20 protein-coding genes, 1 tRNA gene and 1 pseudogene are annotated in these 25,614 nt (G+C 46.3%); 14 read left to right on the forward strand and 8 right to left on the reverse strand.

What is annotated here, in order from left to right; genetic code table 11:
- Positions 1-13 precede the first annotated feature (13 nt).
- From FDX14_RS07030 to FDX14_RS07055, 6 genes are all read left to right on the forward strand, one after another.
- Entirely contained in the window at positions 14-2,506 is a 2,493-nt protein-coding gene (locus tag FDX14_RS07030) for a CS1-pili formation C-terminal domain-containing protein (RefSeq protein WP_137349263.1), read from the forward strand.
- A 10-nt stretch (positions 2,507-2,516) separates the two neighbouring features.
- On the forward strand, positions 2,517-4,124 hold the full coding sequence (locus tag FDX14_RS07035; protein ID WP_042310368.1) for a fimbrial adhesin EcpD family protein: 1,608 nt from the start codon (positions 2,517-2,519) through the stop codon (positions 4,122-4,124).
- Entirely contained in the window at positions 4,121-4,816 is a 696-nt protein-coding gene (locus tag FDX14_RS07040) for a fimbrial biogenesis chaperone (protein WP_061383053.1), read from the forward strand. The genes FDX14_RS07035 and FDX14_RS07040 overlap by 4 nt, the downstream gene beginning before the upstream one ends.
- Positions 4,817-5,464: 648 nt before the next feature.
- Entirely contained in the window at positions 5,465-6,913 is a 1,449-nt protein-coding gene (locus tag FDX14_RS07045) for an EAL domain-containing protein (protein WP_137349264.1), read from the forward strand.
- A gap of 298 nt (positions 6,914-7,211) precedes the next feature.
- Positions 7,212-7,556 (forward strand): methyltransferase family protein, encoded by a 345-nt coding sequence (locus tag FDX14_RS07050; protein WP_249357193.1) that lies wholly within the window; start codon positions 7,212-7,214, stop codon positions 7,554-7,556.
- Between the two features lie 165 nt (positions 7,557-7,721).
- A tRNA-Thr gene (locus tag FDX14_RS07055) sits at positions 7,722-7,797 on the forward strand.
- A 156-nt stretch (positions 7,798-7,953) separates the two neighbouring features.
- Here FDX14_RS07055 and FDX14_RS07060 read toward each other — a convergent pair.
- Together FDX14_RS07060 and FDX14_RS07065 are read right to left on the reverse strand one after the other, a co-directional pair.
- The gene (locus tag FDX14_RS07060; protein WP_137349265.1) at positions 7,954-8,346 is read right to left on the reverse strand and encodes a VOC family protein; all 393 of its coding nucleotides are present in this window, start codon (positions 8,344-8,346) and stop codon (positions 7,954-7,956) included.
- Positions 8,347-8,428: 82 nt separating this feature from the next.
- Positions 8,429-9,424 (reverse strand): LacI family DNA-binding transcriptional regulator, encoded by a 996-nt coding sequence (locus FDX14_RS07065; protein WP_042310361.1) that lies wholly within the window; start codon positions 9,422-9,424, stop codon positions 8,429-8,431.
- A 265-nt stretch (positions 9,425-9,689) separates the two neighbouring features.
- Between FDX14_RS07065 and FDX14_RS07070 the strand changes: the two genes are divergently transcribed.
- From FDX14_RS07070 to FDX14_RS07095, 6 genes are all read left to right on the forward strand, one after another.
- Positions 9,690-10,928 (forward strand): MFS transporter, encoded by a 1,239-nt coding sequence (locus FDX14_RS07070; protein WP_042310359.1) that lies wholly within the window; start codon positions 9,690-9,692, stop codon positions 10,926-10,928.
- Between the two features lie 19 nt (positions 10,929-10,947).
- The gene (locus FDX14_RS07075; protein WP_061383051.1) at positions 10,948-12,381 is read left to right on the forward strand and encodes a glycoside hydrolase family 32 protein; all 1,434 of its coding nucleotides are present in this window, start codon (positions 10,948-10,950) and stop codon (positions 12,379-12,381) included.
- 98 nt (positions 12,382-12,479) lie between these two features.
- Complete coding sequence (locus FDX14_RS07080) at positions 12,480-13,769, forward strand: OmpG porin family protein (RefSeq protein WP_137349266.1); 1,290 nt, start codon at positions 12,480-12,482, stop codon at positions 13,767-13,769.
- Between the two features lie 14 nt (positions 13,770-13,783).
- Positions 13,784-15,277: a glycoside hydrolase family 32 protein gene (locus FDX14_RS07085; protein WP_079225365.1), complete on the forward strand. Its 1,494-nt coding sequence runs from the start codon at positions 13,784-13,786 to the stop codon at positions 15,275-15,277.
- A gap of 12 nt (positions 15,278-15,289) precedes the next feature.
- Positions 15,290-16,303 carry an OmpG porin family protein gene (locus tag FDX14_RS07090; RefSeq protein ID WP_137349267.1) on the forward strand — a complete coding sequence of 338 codons (1,014 nt, stop codon included), beginning with the start codon at positions 15,290-15,292 and terminating at the stop codon, positions 16,301-16,303.
- A gap of 45 nt (positions 16,304-16,348) precedes the next feature.
- Complete coding sequence (locus FDX14_RS07095; protein ID WP_079225361.1) at positions 16,349-17,299, forward strand: PfkB family carbohydrate kinase; 951 nt, start codon at positions 16,349-16,351, stop codon at positions 17,297-17,299.
- Positions 17,300-17,403: 104 nt separating this feature from the next.
- On the opposite strand, the gene FDX14_RS07100 is transcribed toward FDX14_RS07095, so the two are convergent.
- The 6 genes from FDX14_RS07100 to FDX14_RS07125 all read right to left on the reverse strand — a co-directional run bounded on the left by FDX14_RS07100 (position 17,404) and on the right by FDX14_RS07125 (position 23,505).
- Positions 17,404-18,576, reverse strand: coding sequence for a MalY/PatB family protein (locus tag FDX14_RS07100; protein ID WP_042310347.1), 1,173 nt, complete (start codon positions 18,574-18,576; stop codon positions 17,404-17,406).
- 12 nt (positions 18,577-18,588) lie between these two features.
- Positions 18,589-20,040, reverse strand: coding sequence for a Na+/H+ antiporter NhaC (gene nhaC, locus FDX14_RS07105; protein ID WP_042310346.1), 1,452 nt, complete (start codon positions 20,038-20,040; stop codon positions 18,589-18,591).
- Positions 20,041-20,180: 140 nt separating this feature from the next.
- The gene (locus FDX14_RS07110; protein WP_137349268.1) at positions 20,181-21,191 is read right to left on the reverse strand and encodes a LacI family DNA-binding transcriptional regulator; all 1,011 of its coding nucleotides are present in this window, start codon (positions 21,189-21,191) and stop codon (positions 20,181-20,183) included.
- A gap of 112 nt (positions 21,192-21,303) precedes the next feature.
- Positions 21,304-21,894 carry a LysE family translocator gene (locus tag FDX14_RS07115; protein WP_252182518.1) on the reverse strand — a complete coding sequence of 197 codons (591 nt, stop codon included), beginning with the start codon at positions 21,892-21,894 and terminating at the stop codon, positions 21,304-21,306.
- A 236-nt stretch (positions 21,895-22,130) separates the two neighbouring features.
- The gene (locus FDX14_RS07120) at positions 22,131-22,937 is read right to left on the reverse strand and encodes an AraC family transcriptional regulator (RefSeq protein ID WP_061383043.1); all 807 of its coding nucleotides are present in this window, start codon (positions 22,935-22,937) and stop codon (positions 22,131-22,133) included.
- Between the two features lie 118 nt (positions 22,938-23,055).
- The gene (locus tag FDX14_RS07125; protein WP_061383041.1) at positions 23,056-23,505 is read right to left on the reverse strand and encodes a GNAT family N-acetyltransferase; all 450 of its coding nucleotides are present in this window, start codon (positions 23,503-23,505) and stop codon (positions 23,056-23,058) included.
- Positions 23,506-23,629: 124 nt separating this feature from the next.
- Here FDX14_RS07125 and pdxR point away from each other — a divergent pair, with 124 nt between their 5' ends.
- Both pdxR and FDX14_RS07135 read left to right on the forward strand, forming a co-directional pair.
- Positions 23,630-25,099, forward strand: coding sequence for a MocR-like pyridoxine biosynthesis transcription factor PdxR (gene pdxR / locus FDX14_RS07130; RefSeq protein WP_137349269.1), 1,470 nt, complete (start codon positions 23,630-23,632; stop codon positions 25,097-25,099).
- 188 nt (positions 25,100-25,287) lie between these two features.
- Positions 25,288-25,614: pseudogene (locus tag FDX14_RS07135) on the forward strand (GNAT family N-acetyltransferase); the annotation flags it as partial.

The following is a 25,614-nucleotide window of genomic DNA, read 5'->3' on the forward strand; positions in this document are numbered from 1 at the left end:
TGTAAGGATGCATATGACAACAAATAATATTGTCGGCGGTAGCTTTTGTCTTTTTCTTGCGCTGACACCAGGATTTTCACATGCAGCCCCAGTAAAAGTGGGTAATTACGTTATTCCCAGCGCTTTCGCCCGTTCACTGGAGCAGGGAATGACGGTGCCGGTATATATTCGTTACAACGAGACTGACGAGAAAAGTCAGCAAAAAATTGCCGATGCGGTTATTGCGCTTGTTGATGGCAATATTACCGTTAAAGCCCTGACGCTTGCTGAATTGCCCAACAATGCGGTGCTCTCTGAGAAAACCCGCGCGATGGTGGAAAAAATTCGTGATGTGAAATTTCATGACAACACGAATATTGAACTGTCAGATGATGTGTGCCTGCAACTCAATGTCTCTTCATTTCACCTGGAGATGATCGTCAGCAAAGATGCATTAACTGAAGCGATTGTCGCACGCAGCAGTCTGCTCGGGCCTTCCAGCGTGGAGACGCTCTCCAACATCCTGAATTATAACTTCGGCACTTACTACAACGACTATCGTAACGGCAGTAGCACCCGCAGTTATCTGACGATGGACAATACAACATCGCTACGTGAACACCACATCAACATTAACGGTTCGTTTTACGGCATAGGCGACAGCAATGGCACCAGTAAACTCTATCGGGCGATGTATGAGCGCGATTATAACGGGTATCGACTGGCGCTCGGGATGCTTGACACCTGGAATGTCCAGTCTATTGCCAGCCTGAATGCGTTGAATGGCGGTAAAATTTACGGCGTGAGCTACGGAAACAAAGGAAATACGGTGGTTGAAAACACCGCGCTTTCACTCACGCCGATTACCGTATTTTTGCCAGCAGCTGGCGAGGTTCATGTCTTTCGTGACGGGCGATTGCTCAGCGTGCAGAACTTTAATATGGGCAGCTATGAAATTGATACCAGTCGTTTTCCGTATGGAGTTTATGACGTCACGGTAGATATCGTGGTCAATGGCCGGACGATTAATAGTCGTATCAGCCGGGTTAATAAAATCTTTGCCCGCCAGCAGGCTGCCGGAATTGATCAGCTCTCGTGGCAGTTTTTTGGCGGCTCACTGGATTATGATCGGGTGAGCTATAAGCGTAACCATTATCGTGATTTGGGCAGCGAGCAGACATGGATTGCCGGCGGGGCCGCATCGGTAACGCTGGCGATATTGTCGGGGTTAGGTCTGAAGTCGACGATCTACGGTTTTGACAACAATGCGGTCAATGAAACGGATGTCACACTCAATGTGAATGAATACGTCAGCATTGGCGCTCAGACGCTGGTAGCGAACGATTCGTCATGGCGAAACATCAGTAACATTAATCTCAATGTGCCTGAGGGGTATGGTTCTCTTTGGGCATCTCGTGAAGACAGTAAAATTGGCGATCGTCTGCCGGTGCAGGAACGTGACAATTATTCTATTGGCGGCACGCTGAACCTCGGAAAGTTTATTCCTCATGGCGGTTCGCTCACAGTGAGTCAGACGGAGAATCGTTATTCCGGCAATAAATACCGTAACCTTGATTACAGCACTACTCTATATTCTGGCAGGTATGCCTCGGTTGGACTGCGTGCTGGGATCCAGCGTTATTACTACAACAACCGAAATGACGATGGGAGACAGGAACGTTATGTCAGCCTGGATTTATCGTTGCCGTTGGCTTCCTGGCTGAGCATGGGGGTCTCCCGGGATCGCTATGGCAGCACCCAGGGGAATCTCAGCGCGCGCAAGCAGTATGCTGAAGGTCCCATTAAATCGGTCGGCCTGGCGGCGTCAACCCGTCTGAGTGGTGAACAATATTACGACAACAATTATTCGATAAATGGCAATCTGAGTTATGACACGAAATATAACGCCGGTACCGTATCGGTAACGCGTTCCGCGGATAACTCCACCAATATGAACTTCTCTTCTCAAGGCTCTCTGGCGTGGGCTGGCAAAGACTTCGGTCTGAGTAAAGAGAGGCAGCGGTCTGGTGTCATCGTGAAAACAGATTTGACCGGCGAGGGGAAACTGGCTGCGAAGATTAATAATCGTAATTATCTTCTCAGCGGTAAATCCAATTTCATTGCACTCCCGCCCTATGCTCAATACAAGCTGGAGATCCTCAATGATAAGAACTCTGAGGACAGCTTCGATATTGTTTCAGGACGCAAACAGGAACTGACGCTTTATCCGGGGAACGTTGGCGTTATTAACCCTGAAATTAAAAGCATGGTCACCGTGTTCGGGCGTATTCGCTACCCTGATGGGCAATTGGCTGCAAATACCGATATTCATAACCATATTGGTAAAACGCGCACGGATGAAAAGGGTGAGTTTGCTATCGATATTGATAAAAAATATCCGGTCATCACGTTAATTTCAGCCAATGGCAGCGTATGTGAAGCTGATCTTGATCTGGAAAAAGCACGCGGCGCGGCGTGGGTTGGTGAGGTGAAATGTGCAACGCAAACCACCATGGCACAACGATAAGGTATTAATAATGAATAAATCTCTGTCTCTTATTCTCGGGAGTGTCTTCGTTGCGTTATCCCCCTCGGCATGGGCGCTTTCTGCGTCCACACAGGCGGCTGTGAACAATAATTATTTATTTATAGAAAACAACGTTGATAACGAATATTTTATTACACCTTCTTCCCTCGATCCCCGTATTAGCGGCTCGAATACTTGGGTAAAATATGGAAATGACCAGGATAGCCTTGGATACATTGGTATCGTTGGTTGGGTAGCTAATACTACATACTACAAGGATATGTGGATTGATAATTCGCCAATCAGCGAACCATTCCGTGGTATTCGTTGCACAACTGGCGCTAATTGTCCGGCATCTGGCTACATACCTGCAGAACTAACCGATCAATTTGGTTTTTATCATACCAAAGCAACCGGAGCGGGGATTGCCGGTGGATACTATGGTTTTGCATCGCTGACTGACTCGGCGTATGAATATTTTCGCAATATGTCAGTCGGTGGCTCAGAGACCTACAATCTCAATTTTTGCAGAACAACGATTGACTATGATTATGCGGCTGGACAACGTTGCAAAGACCAGAGTAGTGGTAATTGGTACATCAGACCCTATACATTAAACAAAAGAGGCCATTTATCTTTAGTTTCTACCAACGCATTTCAGGAGTTGTGGGTCGCCAGCGATGGAACGCCGAGCATCACCAAAGACTCTGGTTATTGTGAACTTGGCGTGGTAGGCGGCACCGATGGTGTGATTTGCAAGATGGTAAGTTATAACCTGCAACAAACGGCTAATCTGACCGCCTCTCTGACGTTTCGAGCTTATGTTGACACAGCAATGCTTGGTTTTACGCCGGGTTCGACTACGGTGAAATACTCCGGGAATGGTTCAAACTGGTATAACTATGGTACTTCAACAGCGTATTACAACGTTTTCACAACGTCTGGGGAATATATTTATATTTTTCTGTCGAAAGCATTTCTGAAAAATCTCGTCGATTCAGGAATCAGCATTACTAATAGTCAACCGTTTACTTTTGGTTTTTATAATGGATTAACACCAGAGTCTGGATATTACCAGTTTACACCTTCACTACAGCTTAATATTGTGCCGAAGGAGTATGGGATCAGTATTATCTCTGCGAATAATACTACTTCTGCAAGCGGCAGCGGTACGATTGGCGATGCCGCTCCGATTGAGATGGATTACACCGTGACTGTCTCCGGACCCCGTCAGGCCGATAGCATTACCGCCCAGGTTATTGGGGATAGTACAACGATAAACAATGTGCCTTATTGCCTGTTTACCTCTACGCAAGGAGGGCTATCCGTCCCAATTCCCGCCTTTCTTCAGTACAACAGTCAGTCGGGGGGCGTGGTGCAGAAACGAAACAGCTGTAGTGAGGCGGCAATCAACATGAGTGATGCGCAGTGGCAACAGACGCCCTGGGACGCAAATAACAACGATGATGGAAGCTATTATGCAACTGATTTGAAACTGCTTTTCCCAATGAATGATTCACGTTCGCTGTTAACCGTTTCTGGTGCGGACTGGGAAGGTGTCGTCAGTGCCAGTGGAGAGATAAAAGTCACGGCGAATTGGGTGGGAGTCACGCCATGAATCGCTGCCATTTGGCACTTAGATGGGTATTTGTCTTGCTGTCTGCGCTGACTGCATGCTCTGTACAGGCTGTTTATCTGGAGTCGACTATTTATGAGATGCCATCGGATAAATCGTTTATCAGTAAACGAATCTATAACGATAGCCAGAAACAGAATTTGTACAGTATTAGCGCAGTAAAAATTGATAAACCGGGGCCAGGTGGTGAAAACAGAAGCGCTATTGCCGAAGGCGAACTTTTATTTACACCACTGAATTTTTCACTGGCACCGCAGGCGAGCGAATTTTTTAAGATTTTCTACCGTGGTCCACAGGATGATAAGGAACGTTATTATCGAATTCTGTTTCGCGAAATGCCGATAACGCTGCTTACCCAGCGCAATCAAGGGAAAGGCGGAGCGGCGCTCCCGGTAATCGCCATGGATACTATACTGGTTGTTCGTCCGAGAAAAATCAATCTGGCATACTCGGTTGATGAGAGAAACGGGACACTGAAAAACACCGGGAATACTTTTTTTAAGGTCATCGTACACCGGGGGTGCCATTCAACAGATGATGAAGCCATCATGCGTTATGTGTTACCCGGGGAGACCTGGCATAGTAGTGAACTAAAAACACAAAACAGAAAATTTATAGTTGCCTTGCAGAAATATTTACCTGTGGGGCAGGGGTGCTTCAAACTCAATCGTTAGTATGTATCTTTATAAAATACAGTCATAAGCTCAGAATAGATGAAATTTTTCATACGTACTCAATATTACGGTATTTAAGAGTCAGATTGCATGGGGTGTATAATTAATGATCAGGTTGAGTGTGATTGCACCAGAAAAGCCTGAAGCAGCGTGATATCAAAGATTCGTCGTGCGGCTATCGTCAAAAAATTAAATGATAATGTTCCTGATGATATTACTGAGTAGCTCATGTTAAGCCATTTTTTTTTCTAATGAAATGTGATCCATATCGCTGGAAATGGTTATGGGATAAGAAATTTATGACATGTGTTCATGGTTTGTCTGGCAGAATAATTTTTTTAGTTACATATGTTGTCGTTTTTTGATTTTATGGTTTTATATTTTGACTTGCTGTCAACGTGAGCGATTTTATTTGTGCTGCTTAGGAATCAGGAATATTCCTTTTTCAACTTTTAAAAGGCCTTACTATTTTACGGGGATACTCATATGGACAGTTGTGATTATAAATTCCTAACCTGCATGAGATAACTTATGGAAAAAGTTAACTCACGCGTCGCCTTATAATTATTGGAGGTTGAAGGTGTTGTACATGCTCTCGTGTATAAAACGAGGGGCCTGCTATGCCATAAATTAAAGTTGGTGATAACTATGAATACGAAAAAGGTTTTTCTTCTCAGTTATGATATTTTCCTTTTCTCAGGAATAAAAGCGTGGTTGCCAAATCTGGTGCTGGTTGATGCGCGATCATTTATTTCTGGTACTCAGTCAATTATTCCACGGTATCCATCCTGTTTGCTGATTATCGATAATCGGTTACCATTATTTCTGGTCAGGAAATGGTTTCAAAGAAATAGTACACAATTTATCAATATAAACTGTATTGTTCTGCGAATGAATGAAACGCGTTCTGTTAATCGAGGGTACGAAGAGTATGCTTTCATTAATGGACGGGAATTATCGGAACAGTTGATTTTTCAGCTAAGAGCCAATTTGATGGCACCCATTGAGGTTGTGGAAGTCACTAAAGGTTCAACGATGTTTACTTTTCATTTGTCTGAATTTGAGGAGGAAATGCTGTATGCATCATTTACAAAAGAAAAATTGCACGATTTTTGTATTGCTAACTCGCTAACCATTAAATCAGTGTATAGATACCGGGAACGAATTACCGCTCGTCTGGGTTTTTCACATTTTAATGAAACTATCATTTTTTTAACCAGAAATAATTTATTGCATGATGGTTGTCCGACGAACAGTCATTCTGGTGAGAATGTAATATACGGCGATGCATATGATATCTCAGATTCTGGTCGACTGAGTATGGCAATAAGGAATGAAGAAATCATTCCTTATTTTCAACCCATCGTAAATATCAATGGAGATGTCTGTGGTGTTGAGGTTTTAGCTCGCTGGCCACATGGGCATAACTATGCAATTTCTCAACGTGAGTTTATACCACTGGCTGAAAAAAGTGGCTTAATGAATGAGTTAACGAGCTATTTAATGACTACCGTCGCGCGTAATCTGGTCGATGGAAGTGAGGATATCAATAAAACTCTATTTGTCTCTTTTAATGTCAGCCCATCAGGTTTAAGTAATCCCGTTTTCTATTGGGAATGCCTTAACTTTATGGAGATAACACAAAGGCTACCGATTAAATTGATGATTGAAATAACCGAAAACCAGACGCTCACTATTACTCCTGCCATCAAAGAGCTGATACGATCGCTGCGAAACAAAGGGGTTTTGTTTGCTTTAGATGATTTTGGGACGGGATATGCTAACCTTTGCTATCTCAATGAGTTAGACCTGGATGTTATAAAAATTGATAAAACTTTCATCAAGGCTATTAAAGATGTTGAGCAACATATCCCTATGCTCGAGTCAATCATTCACCTTTCTGGACTCCTGGGATTACGTATGGTGGCGGAGGGGGTTGAACATGGTTATCAGCAGCAATGGTTAGGAAAAAATAATGTTGATTACCTACAGGGTTATCAATTTTTACCGCCAGTGATGTTTGATGATTTTATGCGTTTTTACAAGCAGTCGGTAGGTCTATTTGAATCAGCGCCGGATTCCACTTTCTCAGCATGAAACCTGACGGGAACATCAGGGGCGTATGCCTCTGATGCCAGTATTTTTGCCGAGGTTAGTACTACAGAGTCTGCCTGGTGAAGGCGATAGCCTGTTGTGAGTGAAACATCGTTTGTCTATGTGTTTTTTACAGGGTATTTATAGCGGTATCAGCGTTCATCAAGCCGGTTCAGTCGTTATGCGCCATTTCCTGCAAAAATTAAGAGTCTGGTTTCCGCCACCACTCATCTTAGTACTTTTCCTCGCAGCGGATGCGATGACGGCGAGTCCACGTTTCATATTCGGTGCGGTGAATATCGTGATCAGCGCATTACTGACCAGCGTCAGTCTGTGGGTGATACTGCATACCGCGTGGCAAATGCTAATGAAACGCACGACGCTGAATCCGCTTCATGCAGATAAATCGACCACGCTTGTTACCGGTGGATGTTACGCCTGGAGCCGCAACCCTATTTACCTTGGAATGAGCGGACTCCAGTTGGCCTTCGCTTTCTGCGTCGGCAGCCTCGCCGGGATACTGGCTGTACCATTATTTATGCTGGTGATAGCCAGATTGCATATCGATTTTGAAGAAGAACAGTTGCGAAAACATTTCGGGCCGGAATGGGAACGATATGAGCAACGGGTTCGTCGTTGGCTATAGTCATAACCAACCGTGTACAAGCGTTCTTGTGTTGACACGATTCGTGCGTAATTGAAAGCGGATGATGCAAAAATAGGCGTTTGATTCACAAGGCCATTGACGCATCGCCCGGTTAGTTTTAACCTCCTACCCCGTGTTCACATTCGTGGACATGTCCTTTTCAGGGCCGATATAGCTCAGTTGGTAGAGCAGCGCATTCGTAATGCGAAGGTCGTAGGTTCGACTCCTATTATCGGCACCATTTCAAGTCATTACGTCCTCCGGCCTTTAAGAAAACCACGTTTCTCCTCTCGCGCCGCACGCATACTTTTTGACTCGGGTTAAAGATTTGAACTGCTTTTGGGTTCTGAGCCTGTCGAGTTCACGCCGATAACAGAATTACCGGATAAAGACTCCTTCAGGCTACGTTCGCGTAATAGATAAACGCGAGCTTGTTGCCGTCCGGATCGCGGACGTAGGCGCTGTAAAATCCCTGACCATACTGCGGCCTATGACCCGGCGCGCCTTCATCTGTGCCGCCCAGGCTGAGCGCGAGGGTGTACAATTGCTCAATATGTTCGACGGAACGCGCATTCAGCGCCACCATCGTGCCATTACCAACGCTGGCAGGTTGTCGATCAAAGGGGCTGCCGATGCACAGCCCAACGGTGTGGTTGCTGTTGAATGTTCCCCACGACGCCCCTTCTTCATTACGCCCGGCCTGCGGTTGCCCAAGCAGTTCCATTAGCGGATCATAAAACTGAATAGCGCGCGGGAGATTGTTGGTACCTAACATAATGTAAGAAAACATACTTTCCCTCATATTTATGATGCCAGGAGTCTCAGTGGTTTTCCCGTCGTGGTGATGTAGATGGGGTAACCTGTTGGCATGTTCAGAATGATTCGCGTAACAGCCAGGGGCTGTCGACCAGAACTTTCTCCCGGTGGCTGTCGCCGTTGATAATGTGCAACGTACTTAAACGCCCAATCTCATAATGCGGTAACTGGACTGTGGAAAGCGGGGGTAAGAACAAATTTCCGATCCCAACGAGATTATCATACCCAAGAACAGCAATGTCCTGTGGGATGCGAATCCCCTGTGTTAACAGCGTTTGATATACCATAAATGCGATACGGTCATTGCCACAAATTACCGAATCAAATTGCGGCATCCCCCGATCAATATATCTCAGCAAAATGTCCGGAATATCACGATAGTGTTCATCTCCATATTGCATATAGCAGTGTTCGAGCGCGTCAGGATTAATATTGGCTTCACGGCAGGCGCGATCGAGCCCCTGACGGCGGCGTCGCGTCGCCAGATGGTTGACAGGTAAATGCAGGCAAAGAGGGCGACGATATCCCGCTGCTAATAGCGCCTGCACTGCCGTATATTGCCCTTGTTCATCATTGGGGATATAGCTGGCAACTGCTTCTCCCTTGTTCTCGCAGTTGGCCAGAACGCAAGGGTGCTTCAGTAGCCTGGAAGGGACGTTCACCTCACGCAATCCCATCGTGGTGAAAATGATCCCTCCGGGTCGGTGTGCGAGCAGCAGATCGACAATATCGTCAGGATTATCATCGGCAAACATGTTAACCACGAAGCTATTCCAGCCGTAGGCGCGCGCGGTTTCCTCGATAGACAACGTAATGTCGACTGAAAAAGGGGTTGTGACAGTATCCAACGCGAGCACGCCAATCGTTTTATTTCTGGAACCGACACGACGAACCTGCCGGGCAGAGAGGTCCGGCACGTAATTTAGCTGTAAAATAGCCTCCTGTACCCGGGACAGGGTTTCAGGCTTCACACGTTTCGGATCGTTCAGCACCCGAGACACGGTCATTAGCGATACATTGGCCAGTCTGGCCACATCTTTTAAAGATGCCATAGTCTTCCATTAAAGAAACTAACTACCCAATCCAGATATTGTACGCAATCCATCTATTAACGGGTTGTGAACAAAGACAAATATTTATTCCAGACATCGAATCCCAATGAATGGCAAGCGACGATAAAAAATGTGATCTTGATCCGAGCATAAAAATGTTAACGTTAACTTTTGTGATTAACATCGATTATCGCATCAAAATCAAGTGTACATGCAAAATGTTAACGTTACCATCTCGGTATGTCATTTCCCTGAGATTACGTAGATGAATAAAAGATCTTCTCGCAGCTATCTGCTGCTCAGCGCGCTGCTGTTCTTTTTCTTTGTGACCTGGTCCTCATCAAGTTCACTTCTCTCTATTTGGCTGCATCAGGAAGTGGGACTAAAGGCGTCGGAAACCGGAATTATCTTTTCCGTGCTATCCGTCTCCGCGCTGTTTGCTCAGGTTTGTTATGGCTTTATTCAGGACCGTCTTGGCTTGCGTAAACATCTGTTATGGTGCATCACAGCGCTTTTGATCCTCTCCGGACCCGCTTATTTGTTATTTAGCTATTTGCTGAGTATTAATATTTTGCTGGGAAGTGTGTTCGGCGGTTTGTTTATCGGTCTGACATTTAACGGCGGTATCGGCGTTCTGGAGTCCTACACCGAACGCGTTGCGCGTCAGAGTACCTTTGAGTTTGGTCGGGCACGTATGTGGGGGTCTCTGGGCTGGGCTGTGGCTACCTTTTTTGCCGGGCTACTGTTTAACATTAACCCTGACCTTAATTTCCTGGTGGCCTCTTGCTCCGGGATTATCTTCTTCTGTCTGTTGGCCCGTTTAAAAGTCGCGGCTCCGGCAAGCATGGAAAAACTTGAAATCGGCGCTAAAAAAGTCTCTCTGGAAGATGCGCTGAATTTGCTTACTCTGCCACGTTTCTGGGCGTTGATATTCTTCGTGGTCGGTACCTGCATTTACGGCGTTTACGATCAGCAATTCCCAGTCTATTTCTCTTCACAGTTCCCGTCATTAAGAGAAGGGAATGAGATGTTTGGCTATTTAAACTCTTTCCAGGTTTTTCTGGAGGCGGCAGGCATGTTTTGTGCACCCTGGTTGGTTAATCGCATTGGCGCTAAAAATGGTCTGATATTCGCCGGAATGGTGATGGCGATGCGTATGATCGCTTCCGGGCTGGTGGAAGGACCGCTACTTATTTCCATTACTAAATTACTTCACGCTGTCGAACTACCGATATTGTTAGTCGCTATTTTTAAATACAACAGTCTGAATTTTGACAAGCGTTTGTCCTCCACGATTTATCTGGTGGGATTCGCCTGCACCAGTTCCATTATTGGCACCGTTTTATCCCCGCTGGCAGGCTTTAGCTATGAGAAATTTGGCTTCGCCCAGTCCTATCTAATCATGGGCATTATGGTGTTCTGCACCACGTTCATTTCAATTTTCCTTTTGCGCTCAAATAAGTCTTCATCTGAGCCATCCTTTCTGCAGCAAAATGCTGTGTAATGTACTGAGAGTAAAGACGATGACATCCTTATTAGAACAAGCCGAACAGACGCTTGAAAAAGCACAATCCAGTATTAATCCGCGATGGTATCCACGGTATCACCTCGCTGCTCGCGCAGGCTGGATGAACGACCCTAACGGCCTGGTTTGGTTTGACGGTTGGTACCACGCGTTTTATCAACATCACCCTTATTCTCCTGAATGGGGGCCAATGCACTGGGGACATGCCCGCAGCAAAGATTTGGTGCACTGGGAGCATCTGCCAGTCGCGCTGGCGCCAGAAGGTCCGGCGGATGTGGATGGCTGTTTCTCCGGCTCCGCCGTGGTGGATGGCGATATGCTGGCGCTGATTTATACCGGACATAAATTTCACGGTTCGCCAGACACAGACGACAATCTCTACCAGGTGCAGTGTCTGGCCACCAGTCGTGACGGTATCCATTTTGAGCGGCATGGGATGGTGATTGATACGCCCCCTGGACTGCATCATTTTCGTGACCCGAAGGTATGGCGTGAAGGGGAATGCTGGTACATGGTGGTCGGTTCCCGTGTAGAGAATACGGGGCAAGTGCGTCTGTATAGTTCATCCGATCTCCGCAAATGGCAAGACGAAGGGATATTCGCTGAGGCTGATGAGGGGAAGGGCTATATGTGGGAATGTCCTGATTTCTTTACTCTGGGAGGGAAGCGGATCCTGATGTTTTCTCCGCAAGGGATCGCGGCGAAAGGTTATCACCATCGCAACCTTTTTCAGAGTGGCTATTTACTCGGGGAATGGCGGCCCGGTCAACAATTCACCCATGACGGACAATTCATTGAACTGGACCATGGCCACGACTTTTATGCTCCGCAAAGTTTTCTGACCCCGGATAATCGCCGCATTGTTATCGGTTGGTTGGATATGTGGGAATCACCGATGCCCGAACAGCAGGACGGCTGGGCAGGCATGCTGTCTCTCCCGCGCGAACTGAGCCTTGGTGACGACCATCGGGTGAGGATGAAACCCGCTGACGAAGTCTCTGCGCTGCGTGGCAGCTATTATCCAACGCCTGCTTGTTGCCTGCGGAATCAGAAAGTCCTTATGACGGCTGATGCCGAAGCGGTCGAGGTGCAACTGCTATGGGATCTAAACGCCTCTACAGCGGAACAGTTTGGTATGTCATTAGGGGATGGGCTGAGAATTTACGTCGATAATCAGGCCCAACGTCTGATAGTGGAGCGTCGTTATCCAGAATATTCGCTGGAAGGAACTCGCAGTATTTCGTTGCCAGCAGACGGTGTACTGTCATTACGCATTTTTATCGACCGCTCATCAGTAGAGGTTTTTGTGAATGAGGGTGAGGCATGCTTAAGTAGCCGAATTTATCCTCATCCGGCGCAGCGCGATCTTTCGCTGTTTGCGAATCATGGTGTTGCCTCATTACAGGAAGCCGGATATTGGTCTTTGGAGTAATAATTTAGTCCTGATTCGCCTTACCTCTTACCTAGTGAGCTTTTATTTCTGCCAGTCTTAGGCTGGCATGTTATTGCCTGGAATAATGAGATAATGAAATGGATGAAATATTAATACCTCACTATCGCGTTACCGCGATAAACATCAAAAAATTTGTTTTAAAACAAAAAATCCTGGCCTGTATGATAACGTCAGTTACGGCATTTCCCGCTATTGCAGAGGATAATACCGAACAACCAGCTACCTATATCGGTAGTTATCAAAGCTATTTTTCTGATGAATATGATACGCCACAAGAGAATATTGGCCAGCCAACAAAAGGAGGTGAACAATCGACCAATCGCGTCACTGCTCCTCCTGTTACTACAGGGGCAGAAAATAAACTGGCAACTTCGTCGATGCCGACAGCCTCGCATCGAGAAACTGAAAATAAAACAACTGAGGTGAAAAAGAGTAATACTTTAGATAAGTCTGATGATGTCAGCGTGTTGCGTTTAAGACAGGAAGATCCTCCTGTTCACTGGGACAGTATTGGTCGTAATATGGAGGCTGGTGGCCTGCATGGAAACATCAGCACTCAGATAGAAATTGATGATGTTCGTTGGAGTGATAATAAGAAAAATAGCGGGAAATTTAAACTCGCCACCATTCAGGCTTTTTTAAGACATGATGAGTTACCAAACTGGTACTTTGGCTTCTGGAATGCCCGCGAGGATAGCTATAAAGGACAATTTAGTAATCAGGATTACAAAGGCACAAATACGATCAATGAGTTTTTTGTCGGCCATATTTTTGAAACCTGGCGCGGTAATATCGGTACGGAGGTTATGGTTGGTTCGGAAACAGCAACTAAACGTTGGAAAAACAGGTACAAAATCTGGCAAGACCTGCGACTAACCAACAAATGGAGCCTGGCCGGTTACGCCTATGGCGAATATCAGCCACAGGGCAACGAACCGGGAAATGGCGATCTTGAGCAGTACATTTTTGAAATTGAACCCGCCATTCAATACCGTGTGAATCCCGATCTCGGTCTGTATTTGCGGCCTTATTATTACTATAACCGTCAGGAACGTGAGAGCTGGGGCGACATTGTAGAAGAAGAATGGAAGGTGACGGCTGGACTCTGGCGAAACTGGTATCCTCTGTTAACCTCCCTGTATTTAGGTTTCGGTCAGGACAAAATAGATAACGCCAGCAATGGCAAAGAAGTTTTCTATGATGGTCGTTATAAATTCATTGGTGGCACAATTAGTTATCCAGTTTTTGGTGAAGTTAGATTATATGGTGAGTTCAAAGCACAATTCACGAAAGAAACGGGGCTCTGGACTTCTAGCGGCCATTCGTGGAATCCCTTTACCGTGGTTGGCGTGAATTATAACTTCTGATATTCAGGTGTAACATGAAAAAAATAATATTAGTGGTATCTGCCGCTCTGTTGGCACTTTCGTTTATCAATATGCCAGCCTGGTCGCAGCCTTCTAAAGAAACATTACACAATAAAAGTATTCGCTATATTAATGATTTTTTTCCCCGGGTGGAGGGATCATTTATTGGTGATCCAATGCCGGTCTATAACGATGGTGAATTTGATATTTTTTATCTCAATGATGTGCGCGGCGGTAGCGATTTAGGCGTACATGCTATTCATTTATTATCGAGCACCAATTTATATAACTACCAGAACCATTCTGAAGTGATACCCTACGTTAACGACGTTGACGATCCTGAACTGCTATTGGGAACCGGCTCGATTATTAAAGTCGGCAATACCTGGCATGCCTGGTATACCGCGCACAATGAAAATGTGTTCCCGGTTGAGTCCATTATGCACGCGACCAGTAAAGATCGTCTTCACTGGGTAAAACACCCGCAGGATACGATTCTGCCAGGTGATAATTATCGCGGTAATGACTTCCGGGATCCTCATGTTGTTTGGGTTGCAGAAAAGAAAGAGTACTGGATGTTAATTACCACGCGTAGCGAGGGGCGCGGTGTCATAGCCCGGTACAGTTCAACCGATTTAAAGAACTGGGAAGACCGTGGTGTATTTTTTGATAATGACACGATTACCAGTAACTCTAACCTGGAATGCCCAACGCTGGTTTTCTTTAACGGACGTTGGTATCTCAGCTTTAGCGACCAATGGCCACTACGCCTGACCCAGTACCGGGTTGCGGATAATCCGGATGGACCGTGGCGAAAGATGGACAATTATGTGGTTGATGGCTCGGGGTTTTACGCAGGAAAACTTGTACTTAAAAACGATCGCCTGTTTGTTTTTGGTTGGATCCCAACCAAAGCAGGAAGCAGTGACAATGGCAATATTGACTGGGCAGGAAATCTGGTTGCTCATGAGCTCATCGCAGATAAGCAGGGGCAGCTTAGCAGCATCCTTTCACAGGAACTTCAGACGGTCATTAATGATAACCCCGGTCCGGTGACCAGCTTAACAAGCAGTAAAATGATAAAAACAGCCACACAGTTTGGTCCATTACAGTCTGTTGTGTATCCACCTCTGCCCAAACGAGGTGAGTTAAGTGCAACTGTAGATATTCCTTCTGCCGGAATGGTGATGAGTTTTGGTCTGACTGACGACAGAGTAAGCGATGCAAAGCTTAATGTTGTGTTCAATAAGAGCAAAGGCAAGGTCTACTTTTTCAATGCGCCACTCGCATCTATTCACCATGCGAATGCGGAATCATGGGTAAATGTTCCTCTGGATGAAAAAATTGAGTTACGTGTGCTGATTCAAAACTCAATTGCTGTTTTTTATATAAATAATAAAGCCGCATTCAGTACCCGAATGTATTCCATGCCAGAGAAACCATGGAGTATCAGTTTGCCACAAAATGATAATTTTCACGCCACATTGAAAATAAAAGAAATAATATAACGAGATATCACTATGAAAAACTATCATGCCCTGTCTGTTATTTTTGTTCTTCTTTTTCCGGCGCTGGCGAATGCGAGCATGAGCATCATGAAAGATGTATCGGGAAAGGTGATTGCTGTGGATCCGTGGTCATATCTGGATGAAGACGTAATGTGGACCTCAACCCGTTCCTCAAATCCTGCTGGCGGTCGTGTTCATGGTCAACTGAAAATGAAATATGCTATCGAGGATAATAACTGGCGTAACAGCCATTTCCATAACGGAAATGATTCACTGACATTTGTACAAGGGGTGATGCGTCATGATGCGTTACCCGGTTGGTATTTGGCATTTTCTGAGGGCCGAACTACCAACTATAACGGGACATGGGAGGATCAAACATACCTCAGCCAAAATCAGTGGACGCAGTTGATTGTTGGCCATGAATATTTCTACAAGCGTCTACGTTATGGTTGGGACGTGATGGGCGGAAGTTCATCACTTGATGACCGTTGGCAGGGGCGCGTCAAGTTCTTTACCGATTTGCGTGTTACGGACAACTTCTCGTTCTTTAACTATCTGTATCAGCAGATTGATCATCGCCGTGATGGCGGTTCCCAAAATGACCGGGATAGACGTTCATTTCAGATTGAACCTGGCGTTCAATACATTATTAACAATACCACTGGAGTCTGGTTCCGCCAGCAATTCGCTTCTGCAATTTTAGACCGCGCGCAATGGGGGGATATTGATGAAAAAAGTTGGACAACATCACTTGGCGTCTGGCACAACTGGGGGAAATTATCCACGACATTCAGCGGTGGATATGGACATTACAAAAAAAATAATGCGCGAGTTGAAGATGGCGAGGTATTCCAGAATACCCGTAACCGCTTTCTTAAATTATCAGCGAATTATCCATTAACCTCTCGTTTTACGGTGTCCGGGGAAATAACCGGTTCGTTAATAAACCAGAGTGGCAGTTGGGTCACTAATGGTGATGCCATAACCACCGACTATAAGCTGATGCTGGATTATAACTTTTAACCGTCACGTTTAAATAAATGCGTTAATTACCATTGAGGAAATGTCATGAATATCTGGACGCTTGGCGATGCGGTGGTTGATCTTTTGCCGCTTTCAGACATGCAATATCAAGCTTGTGCAGGAGGAGCGCCATTCAATGTGGCAATTGGTACTGCGCGTTTACACAGGAAAAGTGGTTTTATTGGTCGGGTAGGTGATGACGACTTTGGCCACTTTCTAAAAAAGACGCTGTCTGATGCAGGCGTCTCAACTGCAAGCCTTCAGATGGATAATCAGCACAGAACCAGTACGGTGCTGGTCTCGCTGGGTAACGGTGGCGAACGTGGATTTACATTTTTAACCAATCCCTCCGCGGATCAATTTTTAACATCTGCCGCGCTACCAGATTTTAGCGACGATATTCTGCACTTCTGTTCTCTGGCTCTGGTGGCTGAAGGTTGCCGTGATACATTGGCTTCTGCCATCGCTCAGGTTAAACAACGGGGCGGATTACTGAGTTTCGATGTAAATTTACGCGAGCAAATGTGGCCCGATAAGAAAGAAATGCTCAAAGTGGTACGCCACTATTCTTTACAGGCTGACATTCTTAAGCTTTCGGAAGAAGAGTGGTACTGGATGACCGGTACACACGATTTTGCCCATGCGCTTGACGGCCTTAAAGCGCTCCCTGCACAACTGAAAGTTGTAACCTACGGAGCGCAGGGCGCGATGGTACTTTGGCAGGATAATGTGATCCATTTCAACGGCTATACCGTCGACAGTATTGATACGACTGGGGCGGGGGATGCTTTTGTCGCCGGTTTGCTGGCCTGGCTGGCAGACAACCGGATGCCGGAGTGTGTTGAACAGCTTCGCCAGGCTATTGCCTGGGCCAGTGGCTGCGGTGCGCTCGCGACAACCCGCAAGGGGGCGCTGACCGCACTGCCGGATATCGAAACGCTGAATGCTTTTATTACGCAATGTCATCTACCGGACTACGAAATAAAAGACCTTTAAGCATGATATCGGCGAGCTAAGTAATTTTAGCTCTCTATGATTTTGTGAATGTCCCCGCATCCTCATCGGATGGCGGGGATTTTTACTTTATTTTTGCAGGAAGATTAAACTGTAATACGCTTCAACCCCGCTATCGCTTTTTCGAGGTAGGCGCGTGGACATCCCATGTTCAGGCGAATAAAACCTTTGCCAGCCGAACCAAAGCTATTTCCCATTGAAGGCGCAATACCGGCAACATCAAGCATAACCCCTTTGAGTTGCTCATCATCCAGTCCAAGCGCTTTGCAATCGATCCACAGCAGATACGTACCCTGGGAAGGAACAACCCGAGCCCACGGGAGATATTCATTAATCTGTTGAATAAACCAGCGTCGATTTTCAGCCAGATAATCGAGCAACTCGTCTAACCAGGGCGCGCCATGTTGCCATGCTGCCGTACTTGCCTCGACGGATAGCGCATTGAACACATCCAGCCCATGCGCATCCAGACGGCGTAAAAAGTGTTCACGCAATGCCGGTGCCGGTATCAGAAAATTAGCAATGCGTAGTGTCGACAAACCAAACGTTTTACTGGCGGAGGTGGCAGAGATAACGCGCGAATGCCAGCGCGCTCCCAGATGCAGAACTGAAGTAAATTTTTCCCCTGGCAGTAATAAATCAGCCCATATTTCATCAGACAGCAACGTAACATTATAGGTCTCACATAAGGTGAGTAGCTGTTCCAGCTCCTGCGCAGACCAACAACGGCCAGTTGGGTTATGCGGATTACATAAAATCATCAACGGTGGGCGTTCAGCCCGGAATAACATTTCCAGGTGCACAAAATCCATTTGATAACCCGTAACCGGATCCTCAGATAATGGGTTTTCCAGGAGCTGCCTGCCGTTCAGAGAGATAATTTTGGCGAATGAGCCGTAGTACGGCCCCTGAACGACCACGCCTTCACCGGGTTGACTCAACATTTGCACCAGTAGAGATAACCCCGGAACGACGCCTTCAATACTGCAGACCCACTCCTGCTTAATTTCCAGTTGATGGCGGGTGGAGAACCATGAGTTTAATGAATCAAAGTAACTTTGTGGGCGTTCGCTGTAACCAAAAATGCCGTGCCCAACGCGGAGTGTTAAAGCCTCCTGAACGGCAGGGGGGCAAGTAAAGTCAAAGTCAGAAACCCACATTGGCAACAGTTCATGTGTATCTTCGCCGAAATATCGCGTCATAAAGTCCCATTTCAGCGAACCGGTATTGTGGCGATCGATAACCTTATTAAAATCCATTGCATGCTCTCCCTATTCTGTTGCCGTAATATTTTTATCTGTTCCTGCCGCCGATGGCGCTTTTGCGATACCGATTCCTGTAAAACCATAAATCAAGGCGAAGAAGATTGCGGCATAGCACTGAATCGCCCATGGCAGTAAATCAAGCGTACTCACGCCTAATGTCGTTGCCATATAGACACCGGCAGCGGTCCACGGTAACAGTGGTTCAATGACGGTGCCTGCGTCTTCAATGGTGCGGGATAGATTTTTGGTATCCAGTCCCATACGACGGTATGCGTCTTTAAATAATTCAGCAGGGACCAGAAGCGCGAGTTTGCCGTCGCTTGTCGCACCGGTCACCAGAAGAGTTGTGCCAATGGTTGCCGCAATTAACTGACCGACACTGTGAATGACTGTCAACAGGCGGTTAATAATAATGTTGAGCGCCCCCGTTAACGTTAAAGCACCAGCAAAAGAGAATGCGCAAAATACCAGAAGGATAGTGCTCATCATTGAGAACATTCCGCCACGGTTAAGCAGGCGTGGTACATCCGCAATAATGCCCTCGCTCCCTTGCGGGAACATCGTAATATTAAAGCCATCTATAAAGGCATCCAGTCCCTGCTTGATGCTAAGTCCCTGCATGGCAACACCCAGAATCAGGGCTAATACGCACGCGCTCAGCATTAAAGGAATGACCGGTTTTTTACGAATCGCCCCCCATAAAACGATTACTGGCGGCAAAATCAGAATGATATTGAAGTGGTATAGCGACTCCAGAGCGTTGACAATATCGGTAACCCGTTGTGGCGTGGCGACCTCGCCGAGCATATTGCTGTGGCCGGCAATAAGATAAACCACGGCGGCAAGCAGAAAGCTGGGAATGGTGGTCCACAATAAGTGCTGGATATGCTCGAAAAGGGTGGTATCTGCAACAATGGCCGCAAAGTTGGTGGAGTCTGACAGCGGAGATATCTTGTCACCGAAGTAAGCGCCAGAAACAACGGCACCTGCCGCTGCTGCCATCGAGACATCCAGTCCGGCGGCAACGCCCATCAATGCTACGCCAACCGTTCCGGCGGAACCCCAGGAGGTTCCGGTACACACCGATACGACGCTGGTCAAAAAGAACGCGGCGATGAGAATGTATTCGGGGCTGATGAGTTTCAGTCCCCAGTACACCATATAAGGGATGGTGCCGCTAAACATCCATGTTCCAATCAGGCCGCCAACGCAGATAAGAATCATAATAACCGGCATTGCTTTGGCGAGTTTATCGACCACCGAATTAATGATGTCTTCCCAGCAATACCCTTGCCACCAGGCCATACCCGCGGCGACTGCAGCAGAACATAGCAACAAAGGCTCAATACGTAGCCCCATGATGCCGTAGCCAATAATTAACAGCAGTAGCATGGCTAAAATAGGGATCACTGCCAGTCCAAATGAGAGTGTTTTTTTCTGATTTTGAGAGGCATTCATTCATGAATCTCCAGTCTGTAAGGTCGCTCAAGAGTAGAGAACACCCTTTTGCCTGACTGTGATCGTTCATTGGCCCTCATGTAAGCGATTACATGAGAGCGTTAAACTTGAAGTCGATCACAATTCAGGGGCTTGACGATTTACGCATTGATTACGGGGGGAAGAACAGAATCGCGGATCACCAGATCCGCAGTAAAGCTATTCACACTGGGACGCTGGGGGGCGCCCTTAAAAAGCTGTATCGCCAGCTGCGAAGCACAGCGCGCCATCCGTTCAACGGGGTAATGCATTGTTGTCAGCGCGGGATAGAGATAGCGCGCCATCACCACATCATCGAACCCAACAATTGAAAGCTGCTGTGGAAGTGTAATTCCTTGTTGATGAAGGATGCGCATAATCCCGGCGGCCATCACATCATTAAACGTCACCGCTGCAGTGAAAGGCATGCCGCAATTTAGCAACTGATGCGCTGCGCGTTCGCCCCCCTCTTCATTGAAGGGGACGCTAATAACCCAGTTTTTGTCTGGCGTAATGCCATATTCGGCCAGCGCCAGCTGATAGCCTTCCAGCCGCTCACGACGATCAATAATCGGTAAATCACTTGTCACGCAGGCAATACAACGGTGTCCTTGTTCCAGTAGATGTAGCGTGGCTGTTTTGGCTGCTTGACTATTTTCCAGCCATACGCAGCGATTGGCCATCCCGGCAATATAGCGATTCACGACGACCATGGCCGGGAAATGAGCGGCATATCGCAACAGTTCTTTTTCGGAGAGCCTACTGGCATGGACCACAATAGCTTCACAGCCCTGGTTGATCAGGAAATCGAGTCCTGATTTTTCCATTCCTTCATCGTGGCCACCGCTGCATACCATCAGCCGAAATTGCTGCTGGCGTGATATTTCTTCCACGCCTCGGGCAAGCCTGGCAAAAAAAGGATCGGCTAGATTGCCGGTCAATAACCCGAGCATGTCCCCGCTGCGTTTCGCTAATGCAATAGCGGCGGCATTGCGATGATAGTTCAGCTCGCGCATGGCTTTTTCAACACGCTCTCGCGTCACGGGTTCAACCCATGCAGTTTGATTAATAACGCGTGAAACGGTTGCGGTTGATACTCTTGCTAACTCTGCAACATCCTTTATCGTTGCCATACCGGCTCTTTACCTTTTTGATGCTTGAGAATTTGCTTATCACTGGATTTTATTTGGAAAATTAACTATTGGCTTTTATTTATCATGAGTTCATCTGATGTCTAGATTTGCATCAGTGCCAGTTTAACGGCAAGCCCGGCAAACGCAACAGCAAAGAAACGCAATACCCAACGTTGCACTGCAGCATTAGCAACCACATGCTGGCTGCACTAATTCCATATACGGTAAATACAAAGAAAGTCATAACCATAAATATCAGGCTCATCTCCAGCATCTGAGAAACAGGTGAGATCTCACCTTTAATAACGAACTGTGGTAAGAATGCCAGGAAAAACATGGAGAGTTTGGGGTTGAGTAGATTGATAAGTATCGCCGAGGTTATAACTTGCCTTAAACTCTGTTTTTTAGTTTTACTGGCTATATTCAGATTTTTATTTTCATTAAGCGTTTTCCATGCCATATAAAGCAGATATGCTACTCCCAGATATTTAATTATCTCAAGGGAAATTTCACTGGTATGCAGTATTGCAGCAAGTCCTGTAATAACTGTTAATATGTGCGGAACAATACCCAGTGTGCAACCCAATGCAGCAATTATACTTACGCGTGCACCATCTGAAATGCCCGTGGCGACAGTATAGAGTACGCCAGTCCCTGGAGACGCCACGATAATGAGAGTGGTAAGTAGAAACTCAAGCGTCATAATGAATTTCCCCCACAGACTTGTACTTCGGACTCGATGTAACAGGGCGACTGAGTCTGCGCAGTGAGGTTGGTACGGGAAATAATGCCATCTGCATGAATTATTCCAGTGTAGAGTCGTTCAACATGATTACGAATGATGGGAGGGTGGAATAGTGACATTGGCAAATCTCTCTTCCGGAATGTTTCCAGCAGCATGCCGAGTGTCACGATTGGTGTATTGAACAAAATTGCAGCTTACTTTATCGCTGCAGCATAGGCGCCGGGCGTTATGCCATAAGTACGAACAAAAAGTCTCGTCATATGACTTTGATCTGCAAAACCGGCGGTATAGGACGCATCAGTTAGAGACATTCCTCCAGCGATGAGCTGCCTCGCTTTTTGCAGTCTCCGCTGTATAAGATAAGCATGTGGAGTAAGCCCTGTGACTGTAGAAAAAACACGTAGTAGCTGAAACTGACTCACGCCTCCCAGAGCTGAAAGCTCATGGAGTGATAACGGTAATGAGGGGTCATCATCAATACGCTCCTTTGCCAGAGTAATTGACTTTGGCACACCCTTTTTCTCAATACGCGGGCTTGCGAGTAAGCCTGCCAGTAAAAAGAGGAGGGTTTCTTCCTGTTCAATTTCGCTGTGCCCACCGCGGGAATCCGTCAGAATTCGAAAGAGTGTCGAGAAATGGACTGCAGGCTCACGATTGCGAAATACTGGGCTGGATAGCTCAACGCAGCCAGAGCGACTTTCTGTCAGAATTTGCATGGCGCCGGACAAAACGGTGGGGTCGAAATAGAGCATGCGCCACGACCTGCTTTCTGTTCCCAAAGGTGAGCCATCATGGACTTCACCAGGATTAACGGTGATCACATTTCCCACTACAGCTTCAACCCTACCGTGCCCGCTCATCGAAACCTGAGCTCCGCGATCGATTAAGCCAATACCGAACTGATCATGAGTATGACGCCCAAACCGGAAGGACGTATCGGCAGATACCGCATGGACACCTGCCATCCCACATCGAAGGGTTGCGAAACGTTCTTTCTTCATCGAATTAAGATCGGGGTAATGAGTTATCAGTACATCCTCTGAGTATATCTACTCAGAGGCTAATCTTTGATTTTTTTTAAAACTGAATGATTAACGTCTGTTCGAAGTGTTATTTCGCTCACATACGATATTCAATCATCCCGCTCTTTTTGGCCACCCAGTCATACAGTCGTTGTCCACGTAGATTGGTTTCATGCGTGTGCCAGTATAATCTTGACGCGTGGTTTTTTTGGGCTTGTTGTTGTACATACTCGATAAGCTGTTTACCGATATGTTGACCGCGTACATCTTCGCTAACAAATAGATCTTCGAGATAGCAATAATTTGATTCTGCCCAGGTCGAACGGTGAAAGAGATAATGCACCAGTCCCACTATTTTTCCATCATATTTGGCAACTGCACAATAAACAGGTTCGCCAGGCGTCAGAAAACGCTCCCACGTTAATTTTGTTACTTCATCTGAAATTTTAGTGCGATAAAATGCCTGGTAGTTTTCCCATAAAGGAAGCCAGCTGGCGTAATCTTTTTGTTCTGCACTTTCAATAGCAACGTCATTCATGTTAATCATATATATCCTGATATTTTATACGAATAGTGTGTTAGTATGATGATACTAAGAACTTTATAAATTCTCGTAAAGAGACACTTTCGATATATTGATAGGATCCACTTTTAGTATAAAGGTTAATACAATGAAGAAAAACAATGCGCCTTTATTTCAAGGATTTGTTTTAGGGAAAGGTGCGGTTAAGGAGCAGGTCTACCACATCCTCCGCGATCACATCCTCGAAGGGCGATTGCCGCCAGGAACAAAAATGCCGTCAACCCGGGCGTTGTCCGAGATGATGTCAATTTCACGAAATTCAGTGATTGCCGGTTATGACCGGTTATTAGATGAAGGGTATATTCTGACCCGGAAAGGGTCTGGAACCTATGTTGCGCATCATATTCCGGATCGAAGTATCAGCAATTGCTATCCAATAATGGTGCCGGAGAAAGTCGTCACGCCTGATGAACAGCTAAACAGCCAAAATAATCCTGTGCGCGATTTATGGTCGAATGAGTATGAAGGGCGCGGCATGAACCGTCTATTTGCGGTTGGTGTTGGCTGTACGGATCTCTTCCCGCACGCACTATGGGGCAAATTACTGCAACGGGTCTGGAGACAATCCCGGCACCAATTGGGGGCCCACACTCACCCTGGTGGATACTTTCCTTTGAGAAAAGCGGTTTGTCGCTACATTAAAACAACGCGTGGAGTGAACTGTAACGAAGATCAGATAATCATCGTAAATGGTATTCAACAGGCATTGAACATTACCGCACGAGCGTTGCTGTCGCCAGGAAGTGACGTTTGGTTGGACGAGCCGGGTTACAAAGGTGCCCGCGGAGCCTTCTTGTCTGTTGGCGCGATGGTAAGGCCGGTACCGGTAGACAGCGAAGGAATGAACGTCTGCTATGGTATTGAGCATTTCCCTGACGCTAAGCTGGCCTATGTTGTCCCGTCGGATCAATATCCATTAAGTGGAACGTTGAGTTTATGCCGGCGTTTTGAGCTGCTGGAATGGGCGAAGTCGAATCAGGCATGGATATTTGAAGATGACTATAATAGCGAGTTCCGCTATGCCGACCGTTCTTTACAGGCATTGCAGGGATTAGATCACAATCATCGTGTTATTTATGCTGGTACATTTTCGAAAATGATGTATCCAGAATTTCGTTTAGGTTTTTTAGTTGTCCCGCCCGGTTTACAAGAACAGATTATGGTGACGAAATATTTTACAGATCTCGGTACCAGTTATCTTGAGCAGGCCGTGATGGCGAATTTTATTGAGGATGGGCACTATGCCAGTCATGTACGCCGAGTTCGCAAAGCGTGTTATGAAAGAAGAGCTGCGCTGGTCAATGCTATTCAAGAATACCTTGCTGATAAAATGATTGTTCAGCCTTCTGACTCTGGCGTTCATATTGTGTGCTGGCTACAAAACGGATTGACCGGAAATGAAGTCGAGGAAAAAGCCAGGGTACTTGGGATGGGAATATTATCACTGGGCCGTTATTACCAGGGAGATATCACCCGACAGGGGATTTTGATTGGTTTTGCAAATCATCCTGCTGAGGCAATTGTTGATGGGATACGCCGTCTGGCTCAGGTTATTTAAAGAATATTTTATTCAGCTCTTATCATTAATGCTGCAATACGCTTGTTTGGTTCCGTCTAAGATATTATGCCTTTTTTGTACAATGAAATGCTGTGGATCCGTAAAAAACACGCATTGTGGTTCTTTTGGTCTGGTTAGTTTGATCATACTCTGCGCGGGTTTAGTCCTGTTTTGTCAGAGGTACGGATATGTCGGGCATCTTTAATCAATTCCATCAACCTGTAGGTATGTCTTTGTCGGACTGGAAAGGCGCACCCTTTCCACAGGCTCAGCAAATTACAGGTCGCTATTGTAAGCTTGAACGTATTAATGCCGAACGCTATGCCAAAGAGTTGTATGAAGCGTACTGCGAAGCGAGTGATTTTCGTGACTGGACATATCTGGCGGCAGGGCCTTTTGAAACTTTTGACTCCTTCCTGAACTATGTAAAAAACATGGAAGAACAGACAGATCCGATGCATTTTGCCGTGATTGATTTAGTCACTATGTGGATTTGCCCCTATATTTCCAGACAC

Source organism: Citrobacter sp. wls710, from assembly GCF_005281115.1.
GTDB classification, from domain to species: Bacteria; Pseudomonadota; Gammaproteobacteria; order Enterobacterales; family Enterobacteriaceae; genus Citrobacter; species Citrobacter werkmanii.